The organism is Hoyosella levis (assembly GCF_026008515.1).
GTDB lineage: Bacteria > Actinomycetota > Actinomycetes > Mycobacteriales > Mycobacteriaceae > Lolliginicoccus > Lolliginicoccus levis.
The window spans coordinates 83,905-105,347 of the sequence record NZ_BQYM01000004.1 but is presented as its reverse complement, the minus strand read 5'-3'; the positions used below and the strand labels follow the sequence as shown (position 1 = coordinate 105,347).

Here is a 21,443-nt window from a genome sequence, read left to right as displayed (position 1 = left end):
CTCGCGTTCCACTATTCGCTGGAGCCCGAGTCGCTGCTGCTGGCCGGGACGCCGACCGCGGCCGAGTGCCGATCAGTCCGCGGGATGCGGATGCGCAACGTGAGCCGCGTGCCACCGAGCGGGCTGGTGGTGATGAACGCCCGGCCACCATGGAGCTCGGCCTGCTGGGCGACGAGGGACAGGCCGAGGCCGGAGCCAGAGCTCGTGGTGTTGGAGCCGCGGCTGAACCGCTGGAAGACCGACTCCCACTCCTTCATGGGGATGCCGCAGCCGTTGTCGTCGATCGTGATGTCGAAGTAGTGGTTGCGCTGCGGCTTGGTGGCGAGCTGCACGATGGTGGCGCGGCCATGCTTGATGGCGTTGGTGATGGCGTTGTCGAGGCAGAGGCGCAGGCCAGCAGGCAGGCCGCGCATGGTGGCATTGTCGACGTCGCCGAGCTCGATGGAGGCCGTGGGGTGCATGCGGCTCGACTCGTGGACGACGCGGTCGAGCAGGTCCGGGATGTTGACGTCCTCGTAGTCGTCCTGGCGGGCGAGATCGCCGGCAGCGAGGCGCTCGAGCGCCTTGAGGGTCTGCTCGATCCGCGTGATGGATTGCAACGTCTCGGTGATGATGACGCTCCGGTCCTCCGGCGGGGGATCGAGGGTGTCGAGCACCTCGAGATTGGTGCGCAGCGCGGTGAGCGGAGTGCGGAGCTCGTGGGCAGAGACCGAGGAGAAGTCGCGGGCAGTCTCGAGAGCGTGGTTCTTGCGGCGTTGCTCGCGGGTGATGCGGGCAAGCATCGAGGAGATGGCCCGCGAGAGCTCCTCTGCCTCGATGGCGCCCGTGATGATCGGGATGGGGCGCAGATCGTCAGCGGTGATGCGGCGGGTCTGCTCGGTGAGCTGGCGCAGAGGCCGTACCGCGAACCCGGCGAACAGCCAGCCGAGCGCGGCCGCGGCGGCGATGGCGAGCATGGACACGATGACCGTGAGGCGTCGCTCTGCATTGATCTGCTCGACGGTGGTGCGCGTGGGGACAGCCACGGAGAGAAAGGCGCGCGGCTCCTCGACCAGGGTGACGGTCAGGATGCGGTACTGCTCGCCCTTGATGGTGAGGGTGGTGAGGCCATCGGGCAGGCGGGGGATCTTGACGCTGCGGGCAGCAATGAGGATTCGATCGGCGTGATAGGTCGCCTCGAAGCCCTCCGGGAGCTGGGTCCGGGCGGCGAAGAGCGAGTTCGCGGAAAGGCTCGCGGCGATCGAGGTGACGGCACTGAGCTGCTGGTCCAGGGTGGCGTGCTTGTCGGAGCCGATGCGATACCACATGAACGACCCCACGGTGGCGACGATGATGGTGGCGCCGAGCGCCGAGGCGATCGCGACACGCGTGGCGAGGGAGAGCGAGGGCAACCGCGAGGTTCCGAACCAGCGCGCTAGCTGGCGGGTGAAGCGTTGCAGCGCGGTCCTGGTCATGGATGCGGGCCCTAGGGATCGGTGGTAGTCGAGAATCTGCTCATTCGGTGCGGAGGATGAATCCGATTCCGCGCACGGTGTGCAGCATGCGTGGCGTGCCGTCGGTCTCGAGCTTCTTGCGGAGATACCCAACGAACACATCGACGACGTTGGTGTCGGCGGTGAAGTCGTACCCCCACACGATCTCGAGCAGCTGCTTGCGCGACAGTACCGCATCCTTGTGCTGGACGAGCGTGGTGAGCAGCTCGAACTCCCGCTTGGTGAGGTCGAGCTCGCGATCATTGCTCGTGGCCCGCCGGGCGGTGACATCAATGGTGATGGGGCCAGCGGCGAGGGTCTCTCGGGGCGCGGCAGGCGAGTCGGTGCGGCGCCGCAGCATGGCGCGCACGCGCGCGACGAGCTCGCCGAGCGCGAACGGCTTGGTGAGGTAATCGTCGGCGCCGGCCTCGAGCCCAGCGATCCGGTCATCGACGGAGCTGCGGGCACTGAGCACGCAGATCGGCACGTCGCTGCCCATGGCGCGCAGCGCGGTGACCACACTGACCCCATCGAGCCGGGGCATGGTCACGTCGAGGATCACCGCGTCGGGCTGGTACTCGCGGATGCGGCGCAGCGCCACCTCGCCATCCTCGGCGGTGGTGGTGTTGAACCCGGACAAGCGCAGGCCACGTTCGAGGGAAGCGAGGATCTCGGCGTCGTCATCGACGATCAGCACCAGCGCGGACTCGGGCATGTCGTCATAGTGCCAGTTTTCGCACGATTCTTACAGTGCGCGTGATGTGGCTGATCGCCGTTGGCCACGTGCTTGGCCGGCTCAGCGGGGTGGGAGCCCGAACTCGCGGTAGCGGCGCAAGCGCGCGGCGTGGCGCTGCTGCGGTAGCTTCAGGGCGAGGGAGCGGATCTCGCGAGCGATGGCAGCGGCGACGCGCTGGCTGAACGGGATGGGTTCCTGCGCGGCATCGGGGTTCTCCGGGATGATCGCGTCGACGATTCCGGCGTGCAGCAGGTCCCGCGAGCGGATGCCTTGCTGCGCGGCGATGTCCGCGGCGCGGCCGGTGCTGCGGTACACGATCGCGCTGGCTCCTTCCGGGGGAAGTGGCGCGAGCCAGCCGTTGAGCGCGCAGAGCACCCGGTCGGCGGGCAGCATGGCGAGCGCGCCGCCGCCGGTTCCCTGGCCGAGCAGCACGGAGACGGTGGGGCAGCGCAGCGTGACTAGCTCAGCGAGGCAGCGGGCGATCTCCCCGGCAAGACCACGCTCCTCGGCGTCCTTGGACAGGGCAGCACCCATGGTGTCGATGATCAGGACCAGTGGCAGGTGCAGCTCCTCGGCGAGCCTCATGCCGCGGCGCGCCTCCCGCAACGCCGCCGGGCCGAACGCATCGCTGTCCGCGGAGACGGCGCGGTCCTGCGCCAGCACCACGCAGGGGGTGCCGGAGAGGCGTGCCAGGTACAGCAGCATGGAGCGATCCGATTCGCCCTGCCCCGTGCCGCTCAACGGTGTCAGGGTGGTGGCGCCGTGCCGGAGGACGCTGCGCGCGCCCGGCCGGATGGGGCTGCGGGAGGCGAGCACCGACTCCCAGGCGGGAATGTCGGGCAGCTCATCGACCAATGGTGCTGGCTCGAACCGGTCCGGCAGCTTGGGAGTGCCCCCGACCACGCGCAGCACCCGATCGAGGATGGGGCGCAGCCAGCGCACGGGCACCACGCCGTCGATGACGCCGCGCTGGTACAGGTTCTCCGAGGTCTGCACGCCCTCGGGGAAGCTGGCCCCGTGCAGCGATTCATACACGCGCGGGCCAAGGAAGCCCACGAGCGCGCCCGGCTCGGCGACCGTCACATGGCCGAGGGATCCCCACGACGCGAACACTCCGCCGGTAGTGGGATGCCGCAGGTACACCAGATAGGGCAGGCGCGCTTCCTTGTGGATCTTGATGGCCGCGGCGATCTTCACCATCTGCAGGAAGGCGACGGTGCCTTCCTGCATGCGGGTGCCGCCGGAGGTGGGGGAGGCGAGCAGGGGCAAGCGTTCCGCCGTGGCCCGCTCGATGGCCGAGACGATCCGCTCCGCCGCGGCCACGCCCACCGAGCCGGCGAGGAACCCGAACTCGCACGCGATCACCGCGACACGGCGTCCACGGATGCGTCCCTCGCCCGTCACCACGGACTCATCGAGGCCGGACTTCTCCCGCGCCGCGTCCAGATCAGCCTGGTACTGCTCGGACATGGCGACCCGCACAGGCTCGGTATCCCAGGACACGAGCGATCCAGCGTCGAGGACGTTGTCGCATAGTTGCGCGGACGTGGTCACAGTAGGCATCGGAATACGCTCCCTGGGCCGACCGGCATCGGTTCCATGCCCGCCACGCTACCGCCAATGCCCCAGCGCGAGCGGACGAAACAGGATCCTTCGGGCGATCGCGCCCGAGGTGGAATCCCCAGCCGGCAGCGAGCGTTGACAGTGCCGTGACTGTTCCCAACGTGCGACTCCATGATGGCAACACCATCCCCCAGCTCGGCTACGGCGTCTGGCAGGTACCCGACAACCAGGCCAACGAGGCCGTGACGACGGCGCTCGACATCGGCTACCGCCACATCGATACCGCCCGCATCTACGACAACGAGGCCGGCACCGGCCAGGCGATCCGCGAATCCGGCATCCCCCGCGACCAGATCTACGTCACCACCAAGCTGTGGAACGACGACCAGGGCCGCGACCGTGCCCTCCGTGCCTTCGACGACAGCCTCGTCCGGCTTGGCCTCGACCACATCGACCTCTACCTCATTCACTGGCCCAAGCCATCCGAGGGGCTCTACACCGAGACGTTCGCCGCGCTCCAGCAGCTCAAGGCTGACGGCAAGGTGCGGTCCGTCGGCGTCTCCAACTTCCAGGTCCCCCACCTCGAGCAGCTCATCGAGGCCACCGGCGAAGTGCCCGTCATCAACCAGATCGAGCTGCACCCCCGGTTCTCGCAGCCCGAGCTGCGCGAGTTCCACTCCCGCCACGGCATCGCCACCGAGGCATGGAGCCCCCTTGGGCAGGGGCAGATCCTCCAGGACCCCGTGCTCACCGAGATCGCCACCGAGACCGGGGCCACTGTCGCGCAGGTGATCCTGCGCTGGCACCTCCAGCTCGGCAACGTCGTTATTCCCAAGTCCGTCACCCCCGGACGCATCAAGGAGAACTTCGACATCTTCGGGTTCGAGCTCACCGACGAGCAGCTCGACCGCATCACTGCCCTCGACGTCGCGGACGGCCGCATCGGTCCCGACCCCGACCGGTTCTAGCGGCCCAGGTACTAGCGGCCCAGGTACTAGCGGCCTAGCTTCCTCGTTCTCGCCCGCGGCCCCCGGCACCACTCGGACCGGGGGCTGCGTCGTGTCCCGGGCAGGCGACCGCAGTAGGGTTCAAGGAACAGGGCCCGCGAACATAACAGATCGAGGTAGGAATGCTCGGGATCAGTCGTGACCAGGACGTCGTGACCATTGAGCTGCAGCGCGAGGACCGCCGCAACGCGCTCAACACCACCATCTGCACCGGCATCACCGAGATGGTGCGCGAGGCCGAGGAGACCGGAGCCCGAGCCATCGTCCTCACCGGGCGCGGCGCCGCCTTCTGTGCTGGAGCGGACCTCGGCAGCGCCGCCTATGACCGCGACTTCATCGGCTCCCTCTACGCGATGCTGCACGCCCTCCAGCACACCCCTCTTCCTGTCATCGCAGCCGTCAACGGGCCTGCCATCGGCGCTGGCGTGCAACTCGCGGTCGTGGCAGACCTCCGTGTGGTCGCCGAGGATGCCTACTTCATGGTGCCCATCGCCAAGCTCGGCCTCGCCATGGACAACTGGACCATCAACCGGCTCAGCGAGCTCGCGGGCGGATCCACCGCGCGCGCCATGCTCATGGGCGCCGAGCCGCTGCCCCTCGATCGGGCGCTCCAGTGCGGACTCGCCAACCGCCACGGTGATCTCGCCGCCGCGCAGCAATGGGCCGCCGAGCTCGCCCAGCTCGCGCCGCTTACCATCCGACACCTCAAGCTCGTGTTCAACCACACGCCGCAGAGCGAGCCCACCGCCGAGCAGCAGGCCGCCCACCGTGCCGCGTGGACCAGCTCCGACGTCGCCGAGGCTCGCCAGGCACGCAAGGAAGGCCGCCGCCCCAACTTCACCGGCGACTAGGGGGCTCGGGGTCTCGGTTTTTGGCGCGGGGTTTGGCGCCGGGTCGCGGGGTTTGGCGCCGGGTCGCGGGGATTGGCGCCGGGTTTGGCGCCGGAAGTGTTGCCTTTTGCACCCCTCCGAAGCCGCGTCAGGGTGCAGAACCGCACACAACCGGTAGAGCCGAGGCGCTCTAGCCGCGGCTGCGCTTGCGCACGACCGTGAGGGCGATGGCCCCGCCGATAGCGCCGAGGACCGCGCCGATGAGGAAGCCATCGGCCAGGCCGCCGATCATGCCTCTGGAGTTGTCGTAGGTGCTGCGTAGCTGGAAGGCGATGCTGATGATCGCGGCGATGACCAGCGTGAAAGCGAGGATTGCGCGGGCGCCGAGGCGGGTGCGTTCCATCGGGTCGACATGCAAGGCGCTCGCGTACAGCATGGTGCACCAGGACACCGCGCCCACGACGACGAGGATGCCCATCGCGAACCAGGTCCCGGCGCTGCCCGCGATCCAGGGGAGGATGAGGGCAGCGATGAGGCCAGCCCACAGCATGAGCTGGAAGCCCGCGGCCGAGGCCTCGTTCCACACATCGCGGTCGCGCTCCTCGCTGTAGAAGGGGCTCTCGAAGTCGCCGATGGCGTGCATGGCGCGGATGAAGAGTGTGTCGCTCATGGGGCTTCCTCGATGGTGGGGAGTGGGAACAGTGCTTCCAACTCGGCGTGCAGGGCCCTCGCGATCCGCAGGGCCAGCCATACGCTGGGGCTGTACTGCCCGCCTTCGATCGAGACGATCGTCTGGCGGCTCGTGCCGCATGCGTGGGCCAGGTCGGCCTGGGTGATTCCTGCGGCGACGCGATGGTCCCGCACGGCGGTGGGGTGTGATTCGCGAGGCACATCTTGAGTAAAGATAACTTGACACCGAATGTCAAGAAAAGTTGTCATCGCGTGGTGCGGGTCGCGCCGCCGCCGCGCTGGTGGAAACTTCTCCCGATGCACGGGGGAGAAGTTTCCACTCCCCAGGCGAGACCGGGGCGGGCCGGACAACGGCGGCGGGGCCGAGTGCTCCTGCGAGCCAATCGCCTTCGCCCCGCGCGCTCGGCACAGTGCGCCTCCGCGCCGCGCCCAACCCTCCGCTGCAGCACCTCGACATGCGGCTTTGGTCGGGGATGCACTATGTTGAGGAAATAAGCGATTCGGTTGAGGAGTAGAAATGCGGTTGTTGGGAAAGTTGTCCGCAGCAGGTGCTGGGGTTGCGCTTGTTCTTGCTGGGGCTGCCCCGGCCGCGGCTGATCCGCTGGGTGATCTGTGGGATTCGTTGAACCTGCCGGGCCCCGCGCCCGTCGTGGAGCTGCCCGAGATCCCGATGCCGCCCAACGGTTCCGAGGGCATCCTCCCGCCCGCGCCCCAGGCTCCTCCCGCGCCGCCCGCGCCCGCCGCGCCGCAGCCACCCCTCGCCACGCCGCAGACCAACCAGGTGATCGGCGAGTTCACCACCAGTGGCTTCGCGGCCGATTCGGGCGTGAACATCCGTCGCGTCGCCGAGCAGGTCAACGGTGCTGTCGTGGCACCGGGCGCGGTCTTCTCGCTCAACGGCTACACCGGCCCGCGCGGAACCGCGCAGGGCTACATCGAAGCCGGCGTGATCTCCAACGGTCGCCCGGGCAAGGCCATCGGCGGCGGCATCTCCCAGTTCGCCACCACCTTGTTCAATGCTTCGTACTTCGCGGGCATGCAGGACGTGGAGCATCACGAGCACTCCTACTACATCTCGCGCTACCCGGCCGGTCGCGAGGCCACGGTCTGGCAGGGCGTGCTCGACGTGAAGTTCCGCAACACCTCGCCCAACAGCGTGCGCATCGAGTCGTGGGCCAATGGCAACTCCGTCACCGTCCGCATCGTGGGCACCAAGACCGTCAACGTCGAATCGGTCAATGGCGGCCGCTGGAACTACACCCAGCCGGGAACCATCACCCTGAACGCCGGCCCGGACTGCATCCCCACTACTGGAGCGCCCGGCTTCACCACCAGTGACACGCGCATCATTCGCAACGCCAGCACGGGTGCCGAGATCTCTCGCAACACCCGCACCGTCGTCTACGACGCGCTGCCCACCGTCTACTGCCGCTAGTTTCGGCGCGAGCTGGCCCGCCTCCGATTGGGGGGCGGGCCAGTTTTGGTTCTGGGCTGGGTGCTTCGGCCTCGGCGCCGGACCCCGGCCCCTGGACCTAGGCCCCGGAAGTGTTACCGAATGCCCCCTCCACCAAGCGATCTAGGGTGCAAAACCGCACACAACCGGTGGGTGGCGCCCGCACACAACCGGCGGGTGTCAACCCGGCCAGGCCCCGCTATCCGCCCTGGAAGAACACGCGGGTGTCCTCGAAGCTGAGGCTCTCCTCGATGAGGATCACTCCGCCTGCCACGGCCTCGGATGGCACGGACCAGCACTGGTTGGCCTCGCGCGTGGCGCCCGGGAACTGCTCGTTGAACTGGTTCTGCACGAGCACCTGGGGCGTCGTACCCGGGGTGACCGATACAACGTTGACCTGCCAGTTGGGACCCAGCTCGACGGAGGTTCCAAGCGGGACGGGGTTGCCGCGCGTGCCGAAGGGCGTCCTGCGGCGCGGTATCGAGCGCACTGGGGACTAGTGCAAAGCTGCGACAAAGGCGGCGTGGGGCTTCTCCAGGGCAAGCGCCGAACCATCCACGCGGAGCCTAGCCCCGAACAGGTTCTTCGCCCGCGCTGATCGCAGCGATATAATTCCGCCCCAGATAAGCAGGATCCCCGCGAACAGGGGAAGCATGAAGATCCGCGGAGTATCGGGCATGCCTGCGCCGATCCAGAACGCGAACAATGACGCGATCCCCAGCAGGACGAACGCAACGGCTCGCCAGTAGTAGAAATGCAAGCGCTGGAGACAACGATCGCACATCGCGAAATCCGCATGGAGCCAAGCCTTCCCGCGCATCCGCTGCTCCGCTCGGTGAAGAACAGTGCGGAAAGGGATCTCCCAGATCCCGAAGCTTGGCCGAGGATAGGACTCGACCACGAACTCATGGCTCCGCGATGACGATTGCCCGTGCGGCACGCATACCGCATGCAGGCTGGTGACAAGCTCGTACGAGCCTGGCGCGATATCCGGATAGCGCTTGTAGCGGTGCTCACGCTCTTCCCGTGTCAAGCGCGTCGGTTCCATCGCTCTTATTGAAATGGCACGCTCACCGACCGCAAAACCGTCTAATCCCCCGGAGTTTGCGCGCGCCCCTACGGTGTTGATTGTTTCCCCCATTCAACGAGTATGCGGTAACGGCGTTGGAAGGTTCAACCTGAGTCGAAAGCGCAAAATGGCTCATTCGATTCTTATACTCGCTGCTGGGGTGGTGTTCGGATTCCTGAGGGGGAGATCATGACGGATGTGAGCGTCGCCCGACAGCGCCGGGGGAACTCCCGCGGTCCATGGACCTTGACCAGGCAGACAGAGGAGGCGCTGAAGGCCGAGGCAGGCTTCGATCGTCTTGCCGAGAGTGCCGAATGACGCCTGATCTCGACACCTAGTGGGAAAAACGTGCCTTCCGGCAGGGGGATGCGTAGCTTCATAAGCATGATGGACCCCACCCGAATCTCTGGCGTAGCACTGGCTGCCGCGATCAAGGCTGGGCAGATCAGTGCCCGCGATGCGGTGGAGGCCCACATCGCCGTGTTGAAGCGCGGACGGAGCCTCGGCGCGCTGGCCAAGCCTCGATTCGATTCCGCGCGCGCTGAGGCTGATGCCGCGGACGCTCGTATCAGTTCGGGCTCACCGGACGACCTGCCGCCGTTGCTCGGTGTGCCGGTGACCGTGAAAGAGCTGATCGCGGTGGAAGGCATGCCTCACGCGGGTGGATTCCACCACAGGAGGACGCTGCGCGCCGAAGCTGATGCACCGATCGTCGCGCGCATCAAGGAAGCGGGGGCCATCATCCTCGCGGGAACCAACTCCGCGGGGCCGCTCTTCTGGGTGGAGACGCACAATCCCTTGTACGGCATCGCCCGCAATCCCTACGATCCCCGGCGCACTGCGGGTGGCTCGTCCGGCGGCGACGGGGTTGCCGTGTCGATAGGCGGCGCGGCATTCGGGCTGGGGTCGGATCTAGGCGGCTCGCTCCGCATCCCTGCCATGTTCAATGGCATTTTCGCGCACCTTCCCACCCCTGGTCTGGTACCGAACACTGGACATTTTCCGATGACTGCCGGGATCCGTGATGCGCTCCAGCTCGGACCCATCGCTCACCATGCCGAGGATCTTCATGCAGCGCTGAAAGCCATCTCGGGCCCCCACGAATCGCACGCGGGCATGAGTGATGTCCCGCTTGGCAATCCCGATGATGTGTCGATCACCGGCCTCAATGTGTACGTTGCCGTGAATTCTGCTGCGCACAAGGCGAGCCCCGAGATCGAGCAGGCGCGCCTCCGTGCCGCGGAGCAGATGGATCGGGCCGGAGCGCATGTTTCTGAGATCGAGCTGCCACGAATGCGCAGGGCGATGGGATACGCCGCGGCCACTGTCGCGGGCGAGATGGATTTCGCGGCGACGTTGGCCGAGATCATGGGGCTACCGGAGTTGCGGAAGCGGCGACTCGTGCACCACCTCGCTAGCTCGCCCTTGGCCGTGATCAACCTGACCGAGACTGCACCGGTCAAATGGGTGCGGACAAAGAGCGTGCGCCGGCTGATTAGCGCAGCGCACCATGCAGCTGATCATATTGCTGAGACATTGGGAGACGGGGTTGTGCTGTACCCGCCATTTCCTCGGGTCGCGCCGAAGCACTTCGGCACCTATCTCCGCCCATGGAGTGTCGCCAACACAACTGTCTTCAACTTCCTCGGGCTCCCCGCGACCCAAGTACCGCTGGGGATGAATAGCGACGGGCTACCGATCGGGGTCCAGGTCGTTGCGGCGCCGGGCAACGATCATCTCTGCCTTCGCGTCGCTCAGGAGCTCGGCGTGTGGGATCCGCCGACTTTGTGAGCTTCTTCCTTCAAGACTTGCCGCGTATCGACCATGCTTTAGTTGCCAGGAAATCTGCTTGACGCAGTGCCAGTATCCGGGAGCGGTCCTGGACCCTACAGCGCCCGCTTTACCGGCTACGGAGTAGCCCAAGCCCGCAACCTGCTCGTCGAGGTTCTCGCCCCCGTCCCGGCGCCCCGGAAGTGTTACCGAATGCACCCTCCACCGCGCGATCCAGGGTGCAAAACCGCACACAACCGCGGATGGGGTACCACGCCCCCGACCCGCCCCTGCTCCCAATGGGCGCGCGAGAGCGGATCGTCATAGAGTGGCAGGGTGATTCGACGCATTGCGCTCGCTGGAGCGTTGACTGCTAGCGCGGCGGCCGGGGCGGTTGCTTCGGCGCGGGTGTCGCGGGCTACTGGTGCCTCGCGGGCGAGGATCCGGCCCTATGCCGCTGGTTCGCCGCACTACCGGAATGGCCGCTTCCATAATCTGGAGCCGGTGGCGGCTTTCTCGCGGGAGCAGGTTGTGGACCTGGTGAAGGCGATGGCGCGCCGGGGCTCGGAGGGCTCGCCGTCGCGAACGATCCCGGTCTCGGTGCCGCTCGCGCCCGCGGTGGCGGCTGACCTGGCGGTGACGTGGATGGGCCATGCGACAACGCTGGTGGAGATTGATCGGCATCGGTTCTTGACGGATCCGGTGTGGAGCGATCGTGTGTCGCCGTCGCACTCGATGGGGCCGCGGCGTTTCCATCCGATGCCGGTGCGCGTGGCACAGTTGCCGAAGCTGGACGCGGTGCTGATCTCGCATGATCATTATGACCATCTCGATGAGTGGTCGGTGCGGGCGATCGCGGCAGCGCAGCCGGTCCGGTTCATCGTGCCACTGGGCGTGGGGGCGCATCTGCGCTCGTGGGGCGTGGCGTCGCATCGGATCACGGAGCTCGATTGGAATGAGTCGACGACGGTGGGGGAGTCGAGCCCGGTGGAGGTGACGTGCACTCCGGCGCGGCATTTCTCGGGGCGGGGGCTGTCGCGCAATGCCACGTTGTGGTCGTCGTTCGTGCTCGCGGGCGCGCGGCATCGGGTGTTCTTCGGTGGTGACTCGGGCTATATGGCGGAGTTCGCGCGCATCGGTGCGGATCATGGCCCGTTCGACCTGACGGTGCTGCCGGTGGGCGCGTATGCGGAGCAGTGGCCGGATGTGCACATGAATCCGGAGGAGGCTGTGCGGGTGCATGGCGAGCTGACGGCGGGCCCGCGCGGGGGCGTGCTGCTGCCCGTGCACTGGGGCACGTTCAATCTGGCGTTCCATTCGTGGGTCGAGCCGATGGTGCGCTTGCAGGCGGCGTCGGAGGCTGCCGGGGCGCGGGTGGTGGTGCCGCGGCCGGGGCAGCGGGTGGATATGGTGAAGCCGTTGCCGACGGATCGCTGGTGGCTGCGATGCGCCTAGGCTCGTCAGGGATCTGCGCCAGCGACCTGAGCGAACTGGACTTGGCGGTCCGTCGTGGAGCTCAGTCGGAGAAGACTGACCAGCAGATGCTATTGCGCCGGATCTGGTCTTCAAGAACCAGGCCGCGGATCGGGTCGGTCAACCGTTCGCGCTGCCAATCGCGCTCGATCCGGCCTGCGCTGGGGTTGCCGGGGCGCGCGCTGCGCGCGGCCTTGATCGCGTAGGCCGCGGCGCCGAGATCGTGCTCGGCGACATGTCCGACGCATGCGGCTTGCCCGGCCGCGTAGGCAGCGAATCGGGCCGCGCCAGCTAGTTGGCGAGCGGCGCCCATCGCGTGCCCGCCTCTTGCGCGTGCTTCCATCATCGGCATCTCGCCTCGCGCCCACGCTCTCGCGGCGGCGATCGCGTCCCGAGGGCGTGGATCGTCGGGTTGCTCGTGCTCGAAATGGTCGAGCACATGCTCGGCGCACTCCGCCGCCCACAGCGCGAGCAACTGGTGGTCGGTGTCGGTGAGGGAGCCGCCTCGGCGGATCGTCACCATCCGGGGATCGCGGATCGTGGGGAGGATCATCGTGGCTCCGGCCCCCGCTCGTGCTGCCGTGCCGTGCGTGGCTGGTCTCGCAGGCGGTTGTCGAGCTCGTGCACGAGCTCGCTGACCCGGTTCACGCCGGCCTCGATCCTCGGGTAGCGGCACAAGACGTCGATCAGCAGTGGGGTCGCGAGGCCGACCATGCGCGTGATCGGGTCGCCGATGCCGTCCTCGCTGGGGAACAGTTCGAACACCCGGATGGTGTGCGCCGTTGCGCGCAGGATGTGATTGACCTGGGCGGCATCGGCCAGCGGATGAAGGTACGCCGATGCGGCGGCGTCTCCCGCGGCCATCGCGGCGTGGAACGGTAGAGGCGACGCCGCCTCGCGTCCCGCTCGGTGGGCAGCAGTCGCCGTCACACGCTGGGAGCGGGAGCGGCGATCTCCGTGGACGAACGCGGAGGCGGCGGCGAGCGCGTCGCGGGGCCTGCTGTCGTTGGGGTGGCACGCCTCGAACTGGGGGAGCGCCTGCTCTGCCGAAGCCAATGCGAAGGCGGTCACTGACCTGATCTCGTCCATGGTCAAGGTGAAGTCTGGAGCGCGCGGCTCGCGCCGGAGCGGAGGCTCTGACTGGGGTCTCACGCTCTCTGATTCTAGTGTTGAGCAGTCGCGCCCAGGTCGGGAGCCGGGGGTGTGCTGGCGGGCAGCGCATCCCGAACTATTCGAGACGCGCTGTCGCAGGAAAATGTGCGCGCCGGGCGGCCGCTCTAAAAAGTTACTGACGATTGATTAACAAATGGTTCGTGAACGCATGGTTACACCGGGCAAAAAAAGGAAGAACAATTCCCGCCCATGCGATTCCGGGCTGCCCGAGGCGCCCAGGAGGGCGCCCGGAACGCCCCGATCGGTCCGGTCGCCGACAGAGGCGCAGGTTCACTAATCGCCAGGTCATCCCAAGATCCGCCGCTTGGGCGTCGTCGCGCGAAGGGCGCATGACACGCCAATGGTGGTACTGGCCACATCGAGTGGAGTTTTGTCCAGCTTGCTGCGACACTAAAGGCCAAGCGGGGACAACCCCCCGACCGCAGCAGGCACGATTCTCAAGGTGCCGCAGTTTTTTTAGGAGCAACATGAGCACAATCGATTCGGTCAAGGGCATCGCCAACAAGGCAAAGGCAACCGTCGAGGCGAACAGCACCAAGGCGAAGGCTGCCTTCGAGGCCAACAGCACCAAGGCCAAGGCCGCTTTCGAGGCCAACAGCACCAAGGCCAAGGCTGCTTTCGACGCGAACGCCAGCAAGGCCAAGGCTGCTGTCGCCAGCCGCAAGGGCCAGATCGACTCGGCCGTCGACAAGGCTGCCACCTTCGTTGACACCAAGACCAAGGGCAAGTTCAACGCCCAGGTCACCAAGGTGCAGGACTCGGCCAAGAAGATCGTTCCCGCTGAGTAATTCACTCGCGTGAGCCTTGGCGCCCCGTGCGCCAGCGATGAACGCTAAGGAGCCGCAATGCCGGTCACCACGAAAGTGCTGTATGACCGGGATTGCGGCTTCTGCGTTTCCTGCCTCAACCTGCTCGCTCGCATCGACCGGCGCCACCGCGTCACTGCTGTTGCCTACCAGGAGCCGGGCGCGGTCGAGCAATTCGATGTCACCACCGACGATGCTGCCGCCGCAGCCTGGGCGCTCGAACCCGATGGCACCCGCCACCGCGGCGCCGGAGCCATCAATGCTGGCCTCGCCGCAGCGCTCGGCACCCGGCTTCCGCGGCGCGTCTACCACCTCCCGCTCGTCCGGCAGGTGCAGGACGGCGTCTACCAATGGGTCGCCGACCATCGTCACCTGATGCCAGGCGGCTCGAAAACCTGCACACTGGGCTAGGTGAAGCACCTCTCGTCCCGCGCCGCCCTCGCCGCCCTTGCCGCGACCATCCTCGCCGGATGCACCGCCAGTCCCGGTCAAGACCCAGCGCCCACCTCCGGACCCGCCGAGCCGGGCGTGGGGCTCAGCGCCAGCGAACCACCTCGCGGTCCCTACTCCATCGCCTCCACGGATGAGGACGAGCGCGGCTCGATCATCGAGTCGACGCCCCTCGATGGGCTCGATCCACTGATCGCGCAGCATGCCGCGGACGCCCAGCGCGTCACCTACCGCTCCACGTCGGGCATCGATGGCACCGGCACCACCGTGACCGCCGCTATCCTCACGCCCGTCGGCACCCCGCCCGAGGGTGGCTGGCCCGTTCTCGCCTATGGGCACGGCACCACCGGTGTCGCCGCCCAGTGCGGCCCCTCCCAGTACCCGGGCCTGCTCGGCCAGGGCAACCGCATCGCTGCCTACCTCGACGCCGGATATGCCGTCGCCGCGACCGACTACGAGGGCCTCGACGGCAATGCCGCGCCGGATGGGCCCGATCACCCCTACCTCGAGCCCGTCACTGCCGCTTACAACATGATCGACGCCGTCCGCGCTGCCCGCGCGAGCAACGAGGACGTCAGCGACAAGTGGGCCAGCATCGGGGTCTCCCAGGGCGGGCAAGCCGCTTGGTCCGCGCTCGAGGCGGCCCCGCATTATGGCGACGGGCTGCAATTCATCGGCGGAGTGGCCATCGCTCCCGCCGCTGACCTCACGCCCATCACCGACGGGCCGCGGCCCTGGACCCTCGGCCCGTTCCAGCTCGGCCTGCTCCCATACGTCCTCGATGGCTATCGCGTCGCCGATCCCGGCCTCGACTTCGACGACTACCTGCGCGGCTCCCTCGCTGACGGGTTCGGCGCCCTCGAGGGCTGCACCAGCACGACGGGCTTCGCGTCCGCGCTGACCATCCTCAGCAGCACCCCCGACGAGGTGGGGCCCTTCACCGACGAGGCAGCAGCCGACATCCGGGACTGGCTCGAGGACAACGCCCTTCCCCTCGATCCCACCAGCGAGCCGCTGCTCGTCCTCTACGGCGACAGCGACACCGTGATCCCGCCGACGTGGACCGAGGAAGCCGTGCAACGGGCCTGCGCTGAGGGCATGACCGTCGACGCACGCCTCATCGAGGGCGCTGACCATTTCTCCATAGGGCAGACCGACGTGATGATCGACTGGCTCGACGAGCGCTTCGCCGGGCAGCCCGCGAACTCCACCTGCTGAAGCTAGCTAGGCGCCCACCCTGGGGAAATCTGCGAACGAGAGTCAACAGATCGGGCTGGGATCGCCTTGTATTGTTGACTTTCGCTCGCAGATCCGGGGGGCGGCACTAGCGCAGATCCGGGCTGAGTATCGCAGCGACCGGCCACCTATCCGCTGGTGCGGGCAGCGACCTTCTTCTCCACGTACTGCGCGAGCTTGGTGAGCGCGTAGTTGGTGAGGATGAACATCGCGGCGACCACGATGTAGACCTGGATGGGGTTGGACAGGTTCTCGATGACGAGGCGGCTCATCTTGAGCAGCTCGATGTAGCCACCGAGCACCGCGATCAGCGAGGTGTCCTTCAGCACGACGACGAGCTGGCTGATCAGGGCGGGCAGCATGACACGGAATGCCTGCGGCAGCAGGATCATGCGGAGGCTCTGCCAGCGGGTGAGGCCGAGCGCGAGCCCTGCCTCGTTCTGCCCGCGGGGGAGCGAGACCACGCCGCTGCGCACGATCTCGGCGATGATCACCGAGTTGTAGGCGGTGAGGCCGATGACGAGCACCCACAGCAGGCCGCCGCCGGGGAGCACATCGAGGTCGAACCGGAACTCGGCGCCACCTGGGAGTGGGATCCCGACGCGCATCTCGTCGGCGATGCGGGAGACGAGGTAGATGGCGAGGATGACGGGGAGACCGCGCAGCAGCTCGATGGCCGCGACGATGGGCGGCCTGGCGAACTTGCCCGCGGTGAGGCGGGCGACGCCGATGGCCACGCCGATGATCAGGGACAGTGCGATGGCTAGCGCCGCGGCGAGGAGCGTGCGGAGGAACCCGTCCCCGAGCCGCGCCCAGACATGCACGAAGCTGTCATGGGTGGGGTCGAGGAGCGGCGCCCATTTGTCCCACGTGAACTGCCCGCCATCGACGAGCCGGAACAGAGCTAGACCGACGATGCCGAGCACCGCGATGACCGCGATGACGGTGAAGATCGCGATACGTCGCCGGGCACGGGGCCCGGGCGCATCGAACAGGACGGTGGCGCTGCGCTCGGGCGCTTTGCCGCTGGGACGCTGCTGGCCGGGTGAGATGGTGGGCGTGCTCATCGTGCGATCGCCGCCTTCCGCTCGATGACCTGCAGGGCGATGCCTGCCGGGATGGTGATGCACAGGTAGCCGATCGCCACTCCGACGAACACGGGCAGCGGTGCGTAGCCCTGGGCGCTCGACAGGTTCAGCCCGGTGCTCCAGAGATCACCGCCGACACCGAACGCGCCGAGGACCGCCGAGTTCTTGAACATCGCGATGAGCACGCTGCCCAGTGGTGGCACGACGGTGCGAAGCGCCTGGGGAAGCACGATCAGCGAGAGGGACTGGCTGAAACCGAGGCCGATGGAGCGCGCCGCCTCGGCCTGCCCGGCGTGCACCGAGTTGATGCCGGAGCGGATGGCCTCGCACACGAACGCCGAGGTGTAGATGATCAGCGCAGCGAGCCCGAACCGGTAGAACGAGCTATTGATGCCGATCTCGGGCAGGCCGAACGCGAAGAAGAACAGCACCAGCGTGAGGGGGGTGTTGCGGACGATCGTCACGTACGCGGAGCCGACCCACTGCAGGATCGGGATGGGGGAGACCCGGAACGTCGCGATGATGGTGCCCAGCAGCAGGGATCCCACGAGGCCGAAGAAGCAGATGCCCACGGAGGTGAGGAAGCCCGACCAGTACAGGTCGAGGTTGTCGGTTATCGCGCTCATCGAATCGTTCCTCCGATCGTCGCGCGGGATTCAGGGCGGTAGCAGGTCAGGTGCATGGGTCTGGCTCCGGGAGCTCGGGGGTCTGCGCGCCCTCTACCGAACCGGCAGTGGCTTCCCACGCCTCGGTGTACGCGCCGGACTCGTAGGCGAGACGGACCTGCTCGTTGATGAACTCGCAGAACGCGACATCACCCTTGGGGATGCCAATGCCATACGGCTCATCGGTGAACTGCTGCCCAGCCATCCTGAACTCACCGTCGGACTTCGCGACCAGGCCAAGCAGGATCACGTTGTCGGTAGTGACCGCATCGACCTGCCCCGTGCGCAGCGCGTCGGCGCACTTGGAGTACACGTCGAACAGCACGAGCTGATCCCTGCTTCCCAGGTACTCCTGGATGGTCTGGCTGGGCGTGGAACCGGTGACCGAGCAGACCTTCGCGTCGGGGTACTCGCGGAATGCTTCGGGCCCCGTGATGCGTTGATCGTCAGCGGCGACCATGAGCTGCTGCCCCGCCAAGTAGTAGGGGCCAGCGAAGCTGATGCGCTCGCGCCGTCGATCATTGATCGTGTAGGTGGCGACGACCATATCGACGTTGTTGTACTCGATGAGCTCCTCGCGGCGCTGCGACGGCGCCTCGTAGTACTCGATCTCCTCGGGCTCGAACCCGAGGCCCGCAGCGACGAACTGGGCGACCTCGACATCGAAGCCGGTGAACCCACCTTCGAGGCGCAGCAGCCCGAACCCGGGCTGATCGAACTTGATGCCCACGCGGAACTTGCCGTCCTCGACGATGCGGGCCATGGTGGTGCCCTCGGGGAACGATGGATCCTCGGCCACGGGCACGCGGGATTCGATGTCAGTGCCGCTGACGCTGCCGCACGCGGTGAGCATCATCATCAGTGCCGCCGCGCCGGCGACTATTCGACGATTCATTGGCGATGTCCCAGCTTCTCGTTGACAGGGCTTTCGGGGCCAGGGCTTTGGATGGTCAGGGCGGTCGGGAGTCAGTGGGCGAGGATCTTCGACAGGAAGTCCTTGGCGCGGTCGCTGCGTGGATTGGTGAAGAACTCCTCGGGAGTGTTCTCCTCCACGATCTGCCCGTCTGCCATGAACACCACCCGATCGGCGGCGCGGCGCGCGAATCCCATCTCGTGCGTCACCACCACCATCGTCATGCCCTCCTTCGCGAGGGCTGTCATGACGTCAAGGACCTCGTTGATCATCTCCGGATCGAGCGCGGAGGTGGGCTCGTCGAACAGCATCACCTTCGGGTCCATCGCCAGCGAGCGGGCGATCGCGACGCGCTGCTGCTGCCCGCCCGACATCTGCGCGGGGAACTTCCGCTCCTGCGCGTCCACGCCCACCCGCTTGAGCAGCTCGCGGGCCCGCTCGACGGCCTTGGCCTTGTTGATCTTGCGGACCTTGATGGGGCCGAGGGTGACATTGTCGAGCACGGTCTTGTGGGCGAAGAGGTTGAACGACTGGAACACCATGCCCACGTCCGAGCGGAGGCGCGCGAGCTCCTTGCCCTCCTCGGGCAGTTGCTTGCCATCAATGGTGATGGTGCCGGAGTCGATCGTCTCGAGCCGGTTGATGGCACGGCATAGCGTGGACTTCCCGGATCCGGATGGGCCGATGACCACAACGACCTCGCCGCGCCGGACAGTCAGGTTGATTTCCTGCAGCACGTGCAGGTCGCCGAAGTGCTTGTTGACGCTCTCGAGCACGACGAGCGGTTCGCGAGAATCGGTCATGCGCCGACTCTAGGCGCGACGTGAAGCGCCGGCGTGATGATCATCGAAATTGGTCTGGAATGTTTACCGGAATGCGGCAAACCGAATCACTCGAACCGCTGCTTCGAGGTGGCGGGGCGCCCGGCTGGGGGTGTGGCTAGCGCGCGGTTGGCTAGCGCGGTGGGCTCGGAAGTGTGCAGTCTTGCACCCTGTTTCGCGACTGGGAGGGTGCAAAACCGCACACTTCCGGGGGCGCCCCAGCCTGGGCGGCAGCGACCCAGCCCCGGCGTAGGGAGCCTAGCCCGGTATCAGCGCGCGACGGTGCGGTAGGCCTGCGCGACGGCGATCATCGAGAACGGCACGACCACCAGCATGCCGATGATCGTCACCACGCCGGCGACGGTGATGACGTAGAGGACGAGGGTGAGGATCAGCAGTGGCCCGACGTTCGCGCCCACGGTCCGCCAGCTCGATCGGATCGCGTCCACTGCGGATTCGCCCCGGTCGATCACGTAGTGCACGGCGAACATGCTGAAGAACGCCGCGAGCAGGCCAGGAACGATGCACAGCAGCGTGCCGAGGAACGTCATCGCGGTGACCAGGATCGCGGTGAGCACGACCTGCGCCAGGTTCGGGATCCGCACGAACTCGCGCAGGGATGGCCGCTGCCCCGAGCTCTCCGCGAGCGCGCCGTTGACCATGGCGGCCTGCACCAGGATGCCGAGCAGCACGAAGAGCGCCGTGCCCGCAGCAGCGAGGGAGACCGCCAGGATCGGGCCGGCCGTGGTGCTCTCCAGCGGGGCGTAGAACACCAGCGACAGGGGGAACGCCACCAGGCCGGTCACGATGATGGCGAGCACCACAAAACCGAGCCAGGCCCCGGCGTTGGCGACGAAGCGCCGCCAGGAGAGCTTCAGCAGCTGGCGGATCCGGAACGGGGTCTCGGCGTCGCTGCGCCGGAGGGACGGGAAATGCCGATGGCCCGACGACACTCCGTACTGCACCGGCGCATCGTCAGCGGGCGGGTAGGAGCCCGGTGGCGGTTGCAGGCCCTCGCCGCGGTAGCCACCCGGTGGCGGGTACTCGCCCTGGTGCGGGTAGCCCCCCGGCGTGGGTGTGGCGCCCGGCTGGGGGATGTTCTCGGGTGCCGGGAAGCCCTCCCCGCTCGAGGACGGGCTGTCACCGGGGAAGTCGTTCGTCATGGATCCTGTTCCTTCGGTCGTCCGCTGAGGCGGGCGGGCACACGCGTCGCCTCGCAGGCCGTGAGGGCGAGCATGGTCTCTTGCCACCACCGTAGTGGCGGAAAGAATGCTGGCGCGGGATGACAAGATCCCGCGCCAGCATGGAGGTCCCGGATAGGAATTACTGTACCGGCTGGCGACCCGAGAACGTACGGAAGGCATACGCCGACATCATCGTGCCCAGGGGGATCGTGACGAAGGCGCCGAGTCCACAGGTGATCAGCGTGAGGATGCCCAGCACGATGAACGCGAGGACCAGCAGCAGCGCCTGGCCGACGTTCGAGGACACCAGCGAGAACGAGTTCTTGATCGCGCTGATTACGTCCATGTTGTTGTCGAGCGCGGAGTGGATCGTGAACATGGCGAGGAAGGCGATCACCAGGCCAGGGAGGATCAGCAGGATGAGCCCGATCCCCACCATGATGCTGACGAGGATCGAGGCCAGCACCACGTGGAGGATGTTGTTGAGCTGCGCGAACTCGCCAAAGGCGGGCTTGCGGCCATCAGCCGTGAGCAGGGCCCCTCGCAGCATCATCCAGCCGATCACGGTTCCCGCGACACCGACGAGGAAGGTGAGTAGCGAGACCCCGATGGAGCCCTGGTCCTGGCCCAGCCCGGCGACGAAGTTAACGATCTGCAGTACCGCGAGGATGGCGACGAAGCCGAGCCATACAGGGGCGTTGTCGGCGAAGCGGCTCCATGCCCAGCGACCGGCCTCCATCACATCGAAGCCTCCGGCTCCACCCGCGGGGTAGCCGCCCTGGGGGTTGTAGCCGTAGCCCTGGCCGCCCATCGGGGGCGGTGGCGGGTAGCCGGCGCCGCTGTCGCCTCCGATCGGCGGTGGTGGCGGGTAGCCGCCGTAGGGGTTGTCGCCCTGGGGGCCGGTTCCCTGAGGGCCATTGCCGTAGGGATCGTTGCCCTGGGGATCGTTGTTCTGCGGATCGTTGTCCTGGGGCTCGTTGCCCCAGGGGTTGCTCCCGGGCGGGGGCGGCGGGTACTGCGTCATGCGGTGCTCCTTGCGTCGGT

22 protein-coding genes and 1 pseudogene are annotated in these 21,443 nt (G+C 67.2%); 8 read left to right on the top strand and 15 right to left on the bottom strand.

Translation table 11 applies throughout. The features are described from left to right. Window positions 1-11: 11 nt before the first annotated feature. From QC765_RS05805 to QC765_RS05795, 3 genes are all read right to left on the bottom strand, one after another. Window positions 12-1,454 carry a sensor histidine kinase gene (locus QC765_RS05805; RefSeq protein WP_278313490.1) on the bottom strand — a complete coding sequence of 481 codons (1,443 nt, stop codon included), beginning with the start codon at window positions 1,452-1,454 and terminating at the stop codon, window positions 12-14. Window positions 1,455-1,494: 40 nt separating this feature from the next. Next, window positions 1,495-2,187: a response regulator transcription factor gene (locus tag QC765_RS05800; RefSeq protein ID WP_278313489.1), complete on the bottom strand. Its 693-nt coding sequence runs from the start codon at window positions 2,185-2,187 to the stop codon at window positions 1,495-1,497. A gap of 81 nt (window positions 2,188-2,268) precedes the next feature. Beyond that, entirely contained in the window at window positions 2,269-3,771 is a 1,503-nt protein-coding gene (locus tag QC765_RS05795) for a carboxyl transferase domain-containing protein (RefSeq protein ID WP_278313488.1), read from the bottom strand. 161 nt (window positions 3,772-3,932) lie between these two features. On the opposite strand from QC765_RS05795, the gene QC765_RS05790 reads away from it, so the two are divergent. Beyond that, window positions 3,933-4,739 (top strand): aldo/keto reductase, encoded by an 807-nt coding sequence (locus QC765_RS05790; RefSeq protein ID WP_278313487.1) that lies wholly within the window; start codon window positions 3,933-3,935, stop codon window positions 4,737-4,739. 161 nt (window positions 4,740-4,900) lie between these two features. Continuing rightward, window positions 4,901-5,629 carry an enoyl-CoA hydratase gene (locus QC765_RS05785; protein WP_278313486.1) on the top strand — a complete coding sequence of 243 codons (729 nt, stop codon included), beginning with the start codon at window positions 4,901-4,903 and terminating at the stop codon, window positions 5,627-5,629. 169 nt (window positions 5,630-5,798) lie between these two features. On the opposite strand, the gene QC765_RS05780 is transcribed toward QC765_RS05785, so the two are convergent. Next, window positions 5,799-6,278, bottom strand: a complete 480-nt coding sequence (locus QC765_RS05780; protein ID WP_278313485.1) for a hypothetical protein — start codon at window positions 6,276-6,278, stop codon at window positions 5,799-5,801. Then, on the bottom strand, window positions 6,275-6,499 hold the full coding sequence (locus tag QC765_RS05775) for a helix-turn-helix transcriptional regulator (protein WP_278313484.1): 225 nt from the start codon (window positions 6,497-6,499) through the stop codon (window positions 6,275-6,277). The genes QC765_RS05780 and QC765_RS05775 overlap by 4 nt, the downstream gene beginning before the upstream one ends. 574 nt (window positions 6,500-7,073) lie before the next feature. Here QC765_RS05775 and QC765_RS05770 point away from each other — a divergent pair. Further along, window positions 7,074-7,733: pseudogene (locus QC765_RS05770) on the top strand (VanW family protein); the annotation flags it as partial. Window positions 7,734-7,950: 217 nt separating this feature from the next. Here QC765_RS05770 and QC765_RS05765 read toward each other — a convergent pair. Beyond that, entirely contained in the window at window positions 7,951-8,241 is a 291-nt protein-coding gene (locus QC765_RS05765; protein ID WP_278313483.1) for a hypothetical protein, read from the bottom strand. A gap of 6 nt (window positions 8,242-8,247) precedes the next feature. Then, window positions 8,248-8,892, bottom strand: coding sequence for a hypothetical protein (locus QC765_RS05760; protein ID WP_278313482.1), 645 nt, complete (start codon window positions 8,890-8,892; stop codon window positions 8,248-8,250). Window positions 8,893-9,204: 312 nt separating this feature from the next. Between QC765_RS05760 and QC765_RS05755 the strand changes: the two genes are divergently transcribed. Next, entirely contained in the window at window positions 9,205-10,611 is a 1,407-nt protein-coding gene (locus tag QC765_RS05755; protein WP_278313481.1) for an amidase, read from the top strand. Between the two features lie 318 nt (window positions 10,612-10,929). After that, window positions 10,930-12,045 (top strand): MBL fold metallo-hydrolase, encoded by a 1,116-nt coding sequence (locus QC765_RS05750; protein ID WP_373876698.1) that lies wholly within the window; start codon window positions 10,930-10,932, stop codon window positions 12,043-12,045. Between the two features lie 61 nt (window positions 12,046-12,106). Here the strand turns inward: QC765_RS05750 and QC765_RS05745 are convergent, their stop codons facing one another. Both QC765_RS05745 and QC765_RS05740 read right to left on the bottom strand, forming a co-directional pair. After that, complete coding sequence (locus QC765_RS05745) at window positions 12,107-12,616, bottom strand: putative immunity protein (RefSeq protein WP_278313479.1); 510 nt, start codon at window positions 12,614-12,616, stop codon at window positions 12,107-12,109. Then, window positions 12,613-13,215: a putative immunity protein gene (locus tag QC765_RS05740; protein ID WP_278313478.1), complete on the bottom strand. Its 603-nt coding sequence runs from the start codon at window positions 13,213-13,215 to the stop codon at window positions 12,613-12,615. Before QC765_RS05740 ends, QC765_RS05745 begins: the two co-directional genes overlap by 4 nt. Window positions 13,216-13,703: 488 nt before the next feature. Between QC765_RS05740 and QC765_RS05735 the strand changes: the two genes are divergently transcribed. Genes QC765_RS05735 through QC765_RS05725 form a run of 3 tightly spaced genes read left to right on the top strand, consistent with a single transcriptional unit; the run spans window position 13,704 to window position 15,710 of the window. Then, window positions 13,704-14,024, top strand: a complete 321-nt coding sequence (locus QC765_RS05735) for an Rv0909 family putative TA system antitoxin (protein WP_278313477.1) — start codon at window positions 13,704-13,706, stop codon at window positions 14,022-14,024. A 57-nt stretch (window positions 14,025-14,081) separates the two neighbouring features. Beyond that, window positions 14,082-14,453: a thiol-disulfide oxidoreductase DCC family protein gene (locus QC765_RS05730; protein WP_278313476.1), complete on the top strand. Its 372-nt coding sequence runs from the start codon at window positions 14,082-14,084 to the stop codon at window positions 14,451-14,453. Next, entirely contained in the window at window positions 14,454-15,710 is a 1,257-nt protein-coding gene (locus QC765_RS05725; protein WP_278313475.1) for a lipase family protein, read from the top strand. A 146-nt stretch (window positions 15,711-15,856) separates the two neighbouring features. Here the strand turns inward: QC765_RS05725 and QC765_RS05720 are convergent, their stop codons facing one another. The 6 genes from QC765_RS05720 to QC765_RS05695 form a co-directional block, all read right to left on the bottom strand. Then, window positions 15,857-16,795 (bottom strand): amino acid ABC transporter permease, encoded by a 939-nt coding sequence (locus tag QC765_RS05720; RefSeq protein WP_278313474.1) that lies wholly within the window; start codon window positions 16,793-16,795, stop codon window positions 15,857-15,859. Next, entirely contained in the window at window positions 16,792-17,442 is a 651-nt protein-coding gene (locus QC765_RS05715) for an amino acid ABC transporter permease (protein ID WP_278313473.1), read from the bottom strand. The genes QC765_RS05720 and QC765_RS05715 overlap by 4 nt, the downstream gene beginning before the upstream one ends. Before the next feature lie 46 nt (window positions 17,443-17,488). Further along, window positions 17,489-18,376: a glutamate ABC transporter substrate-binding protein gene (locus QC765_RS05710; RefSeq protein WP_278313472.1), complete on the bottom strand. Its 888-nt coding sequence runs from the start codon at window positions 18,374-18,376 to the stop codon at window positions 17,489-17,491. A 71-nt stretch (window positions 18,377-18,447) separates the two neighbouring features. Further along, window positions 18,448-19,197 (bottom strand): amino acid ABC transporter ATP-binding protein, encoded by a 750-nt coding sequence (locus QC765_RS05705; protein WP_278313471.1) that lies wholly within the window; start codon window positions 19,195-19,197, stop codon window positions 18,448-18,450. A gap of 287 nt (window positions 19,198-19,484) precedes the next feature. Continuing rightward, window positions 19,485-20,378, bottom strand: coding sequence for a DUF7847 domain-containing protein (locus QC765_RS05700; RefSeq protein WP_278313470.1), 894 nt, complete (start codon window positions 20,376-20,378; stop codon window positions 19,485-19,487). Window positions 20,379-20,538: 160 nt separating this feature from the next. Continuing rightward, window positions 20,539-21,423, bottom strand: coding sequence for a hypothetical protein (locus QC765_RS05695; RefSeq protein ID WP_278313469.1), 885 nt, complete (start codon window positions 21,421-21,423; stop codon window positions 20,539-20,541). Window positions 21,424-21,443: the final 20 nt, after the last annotated feature.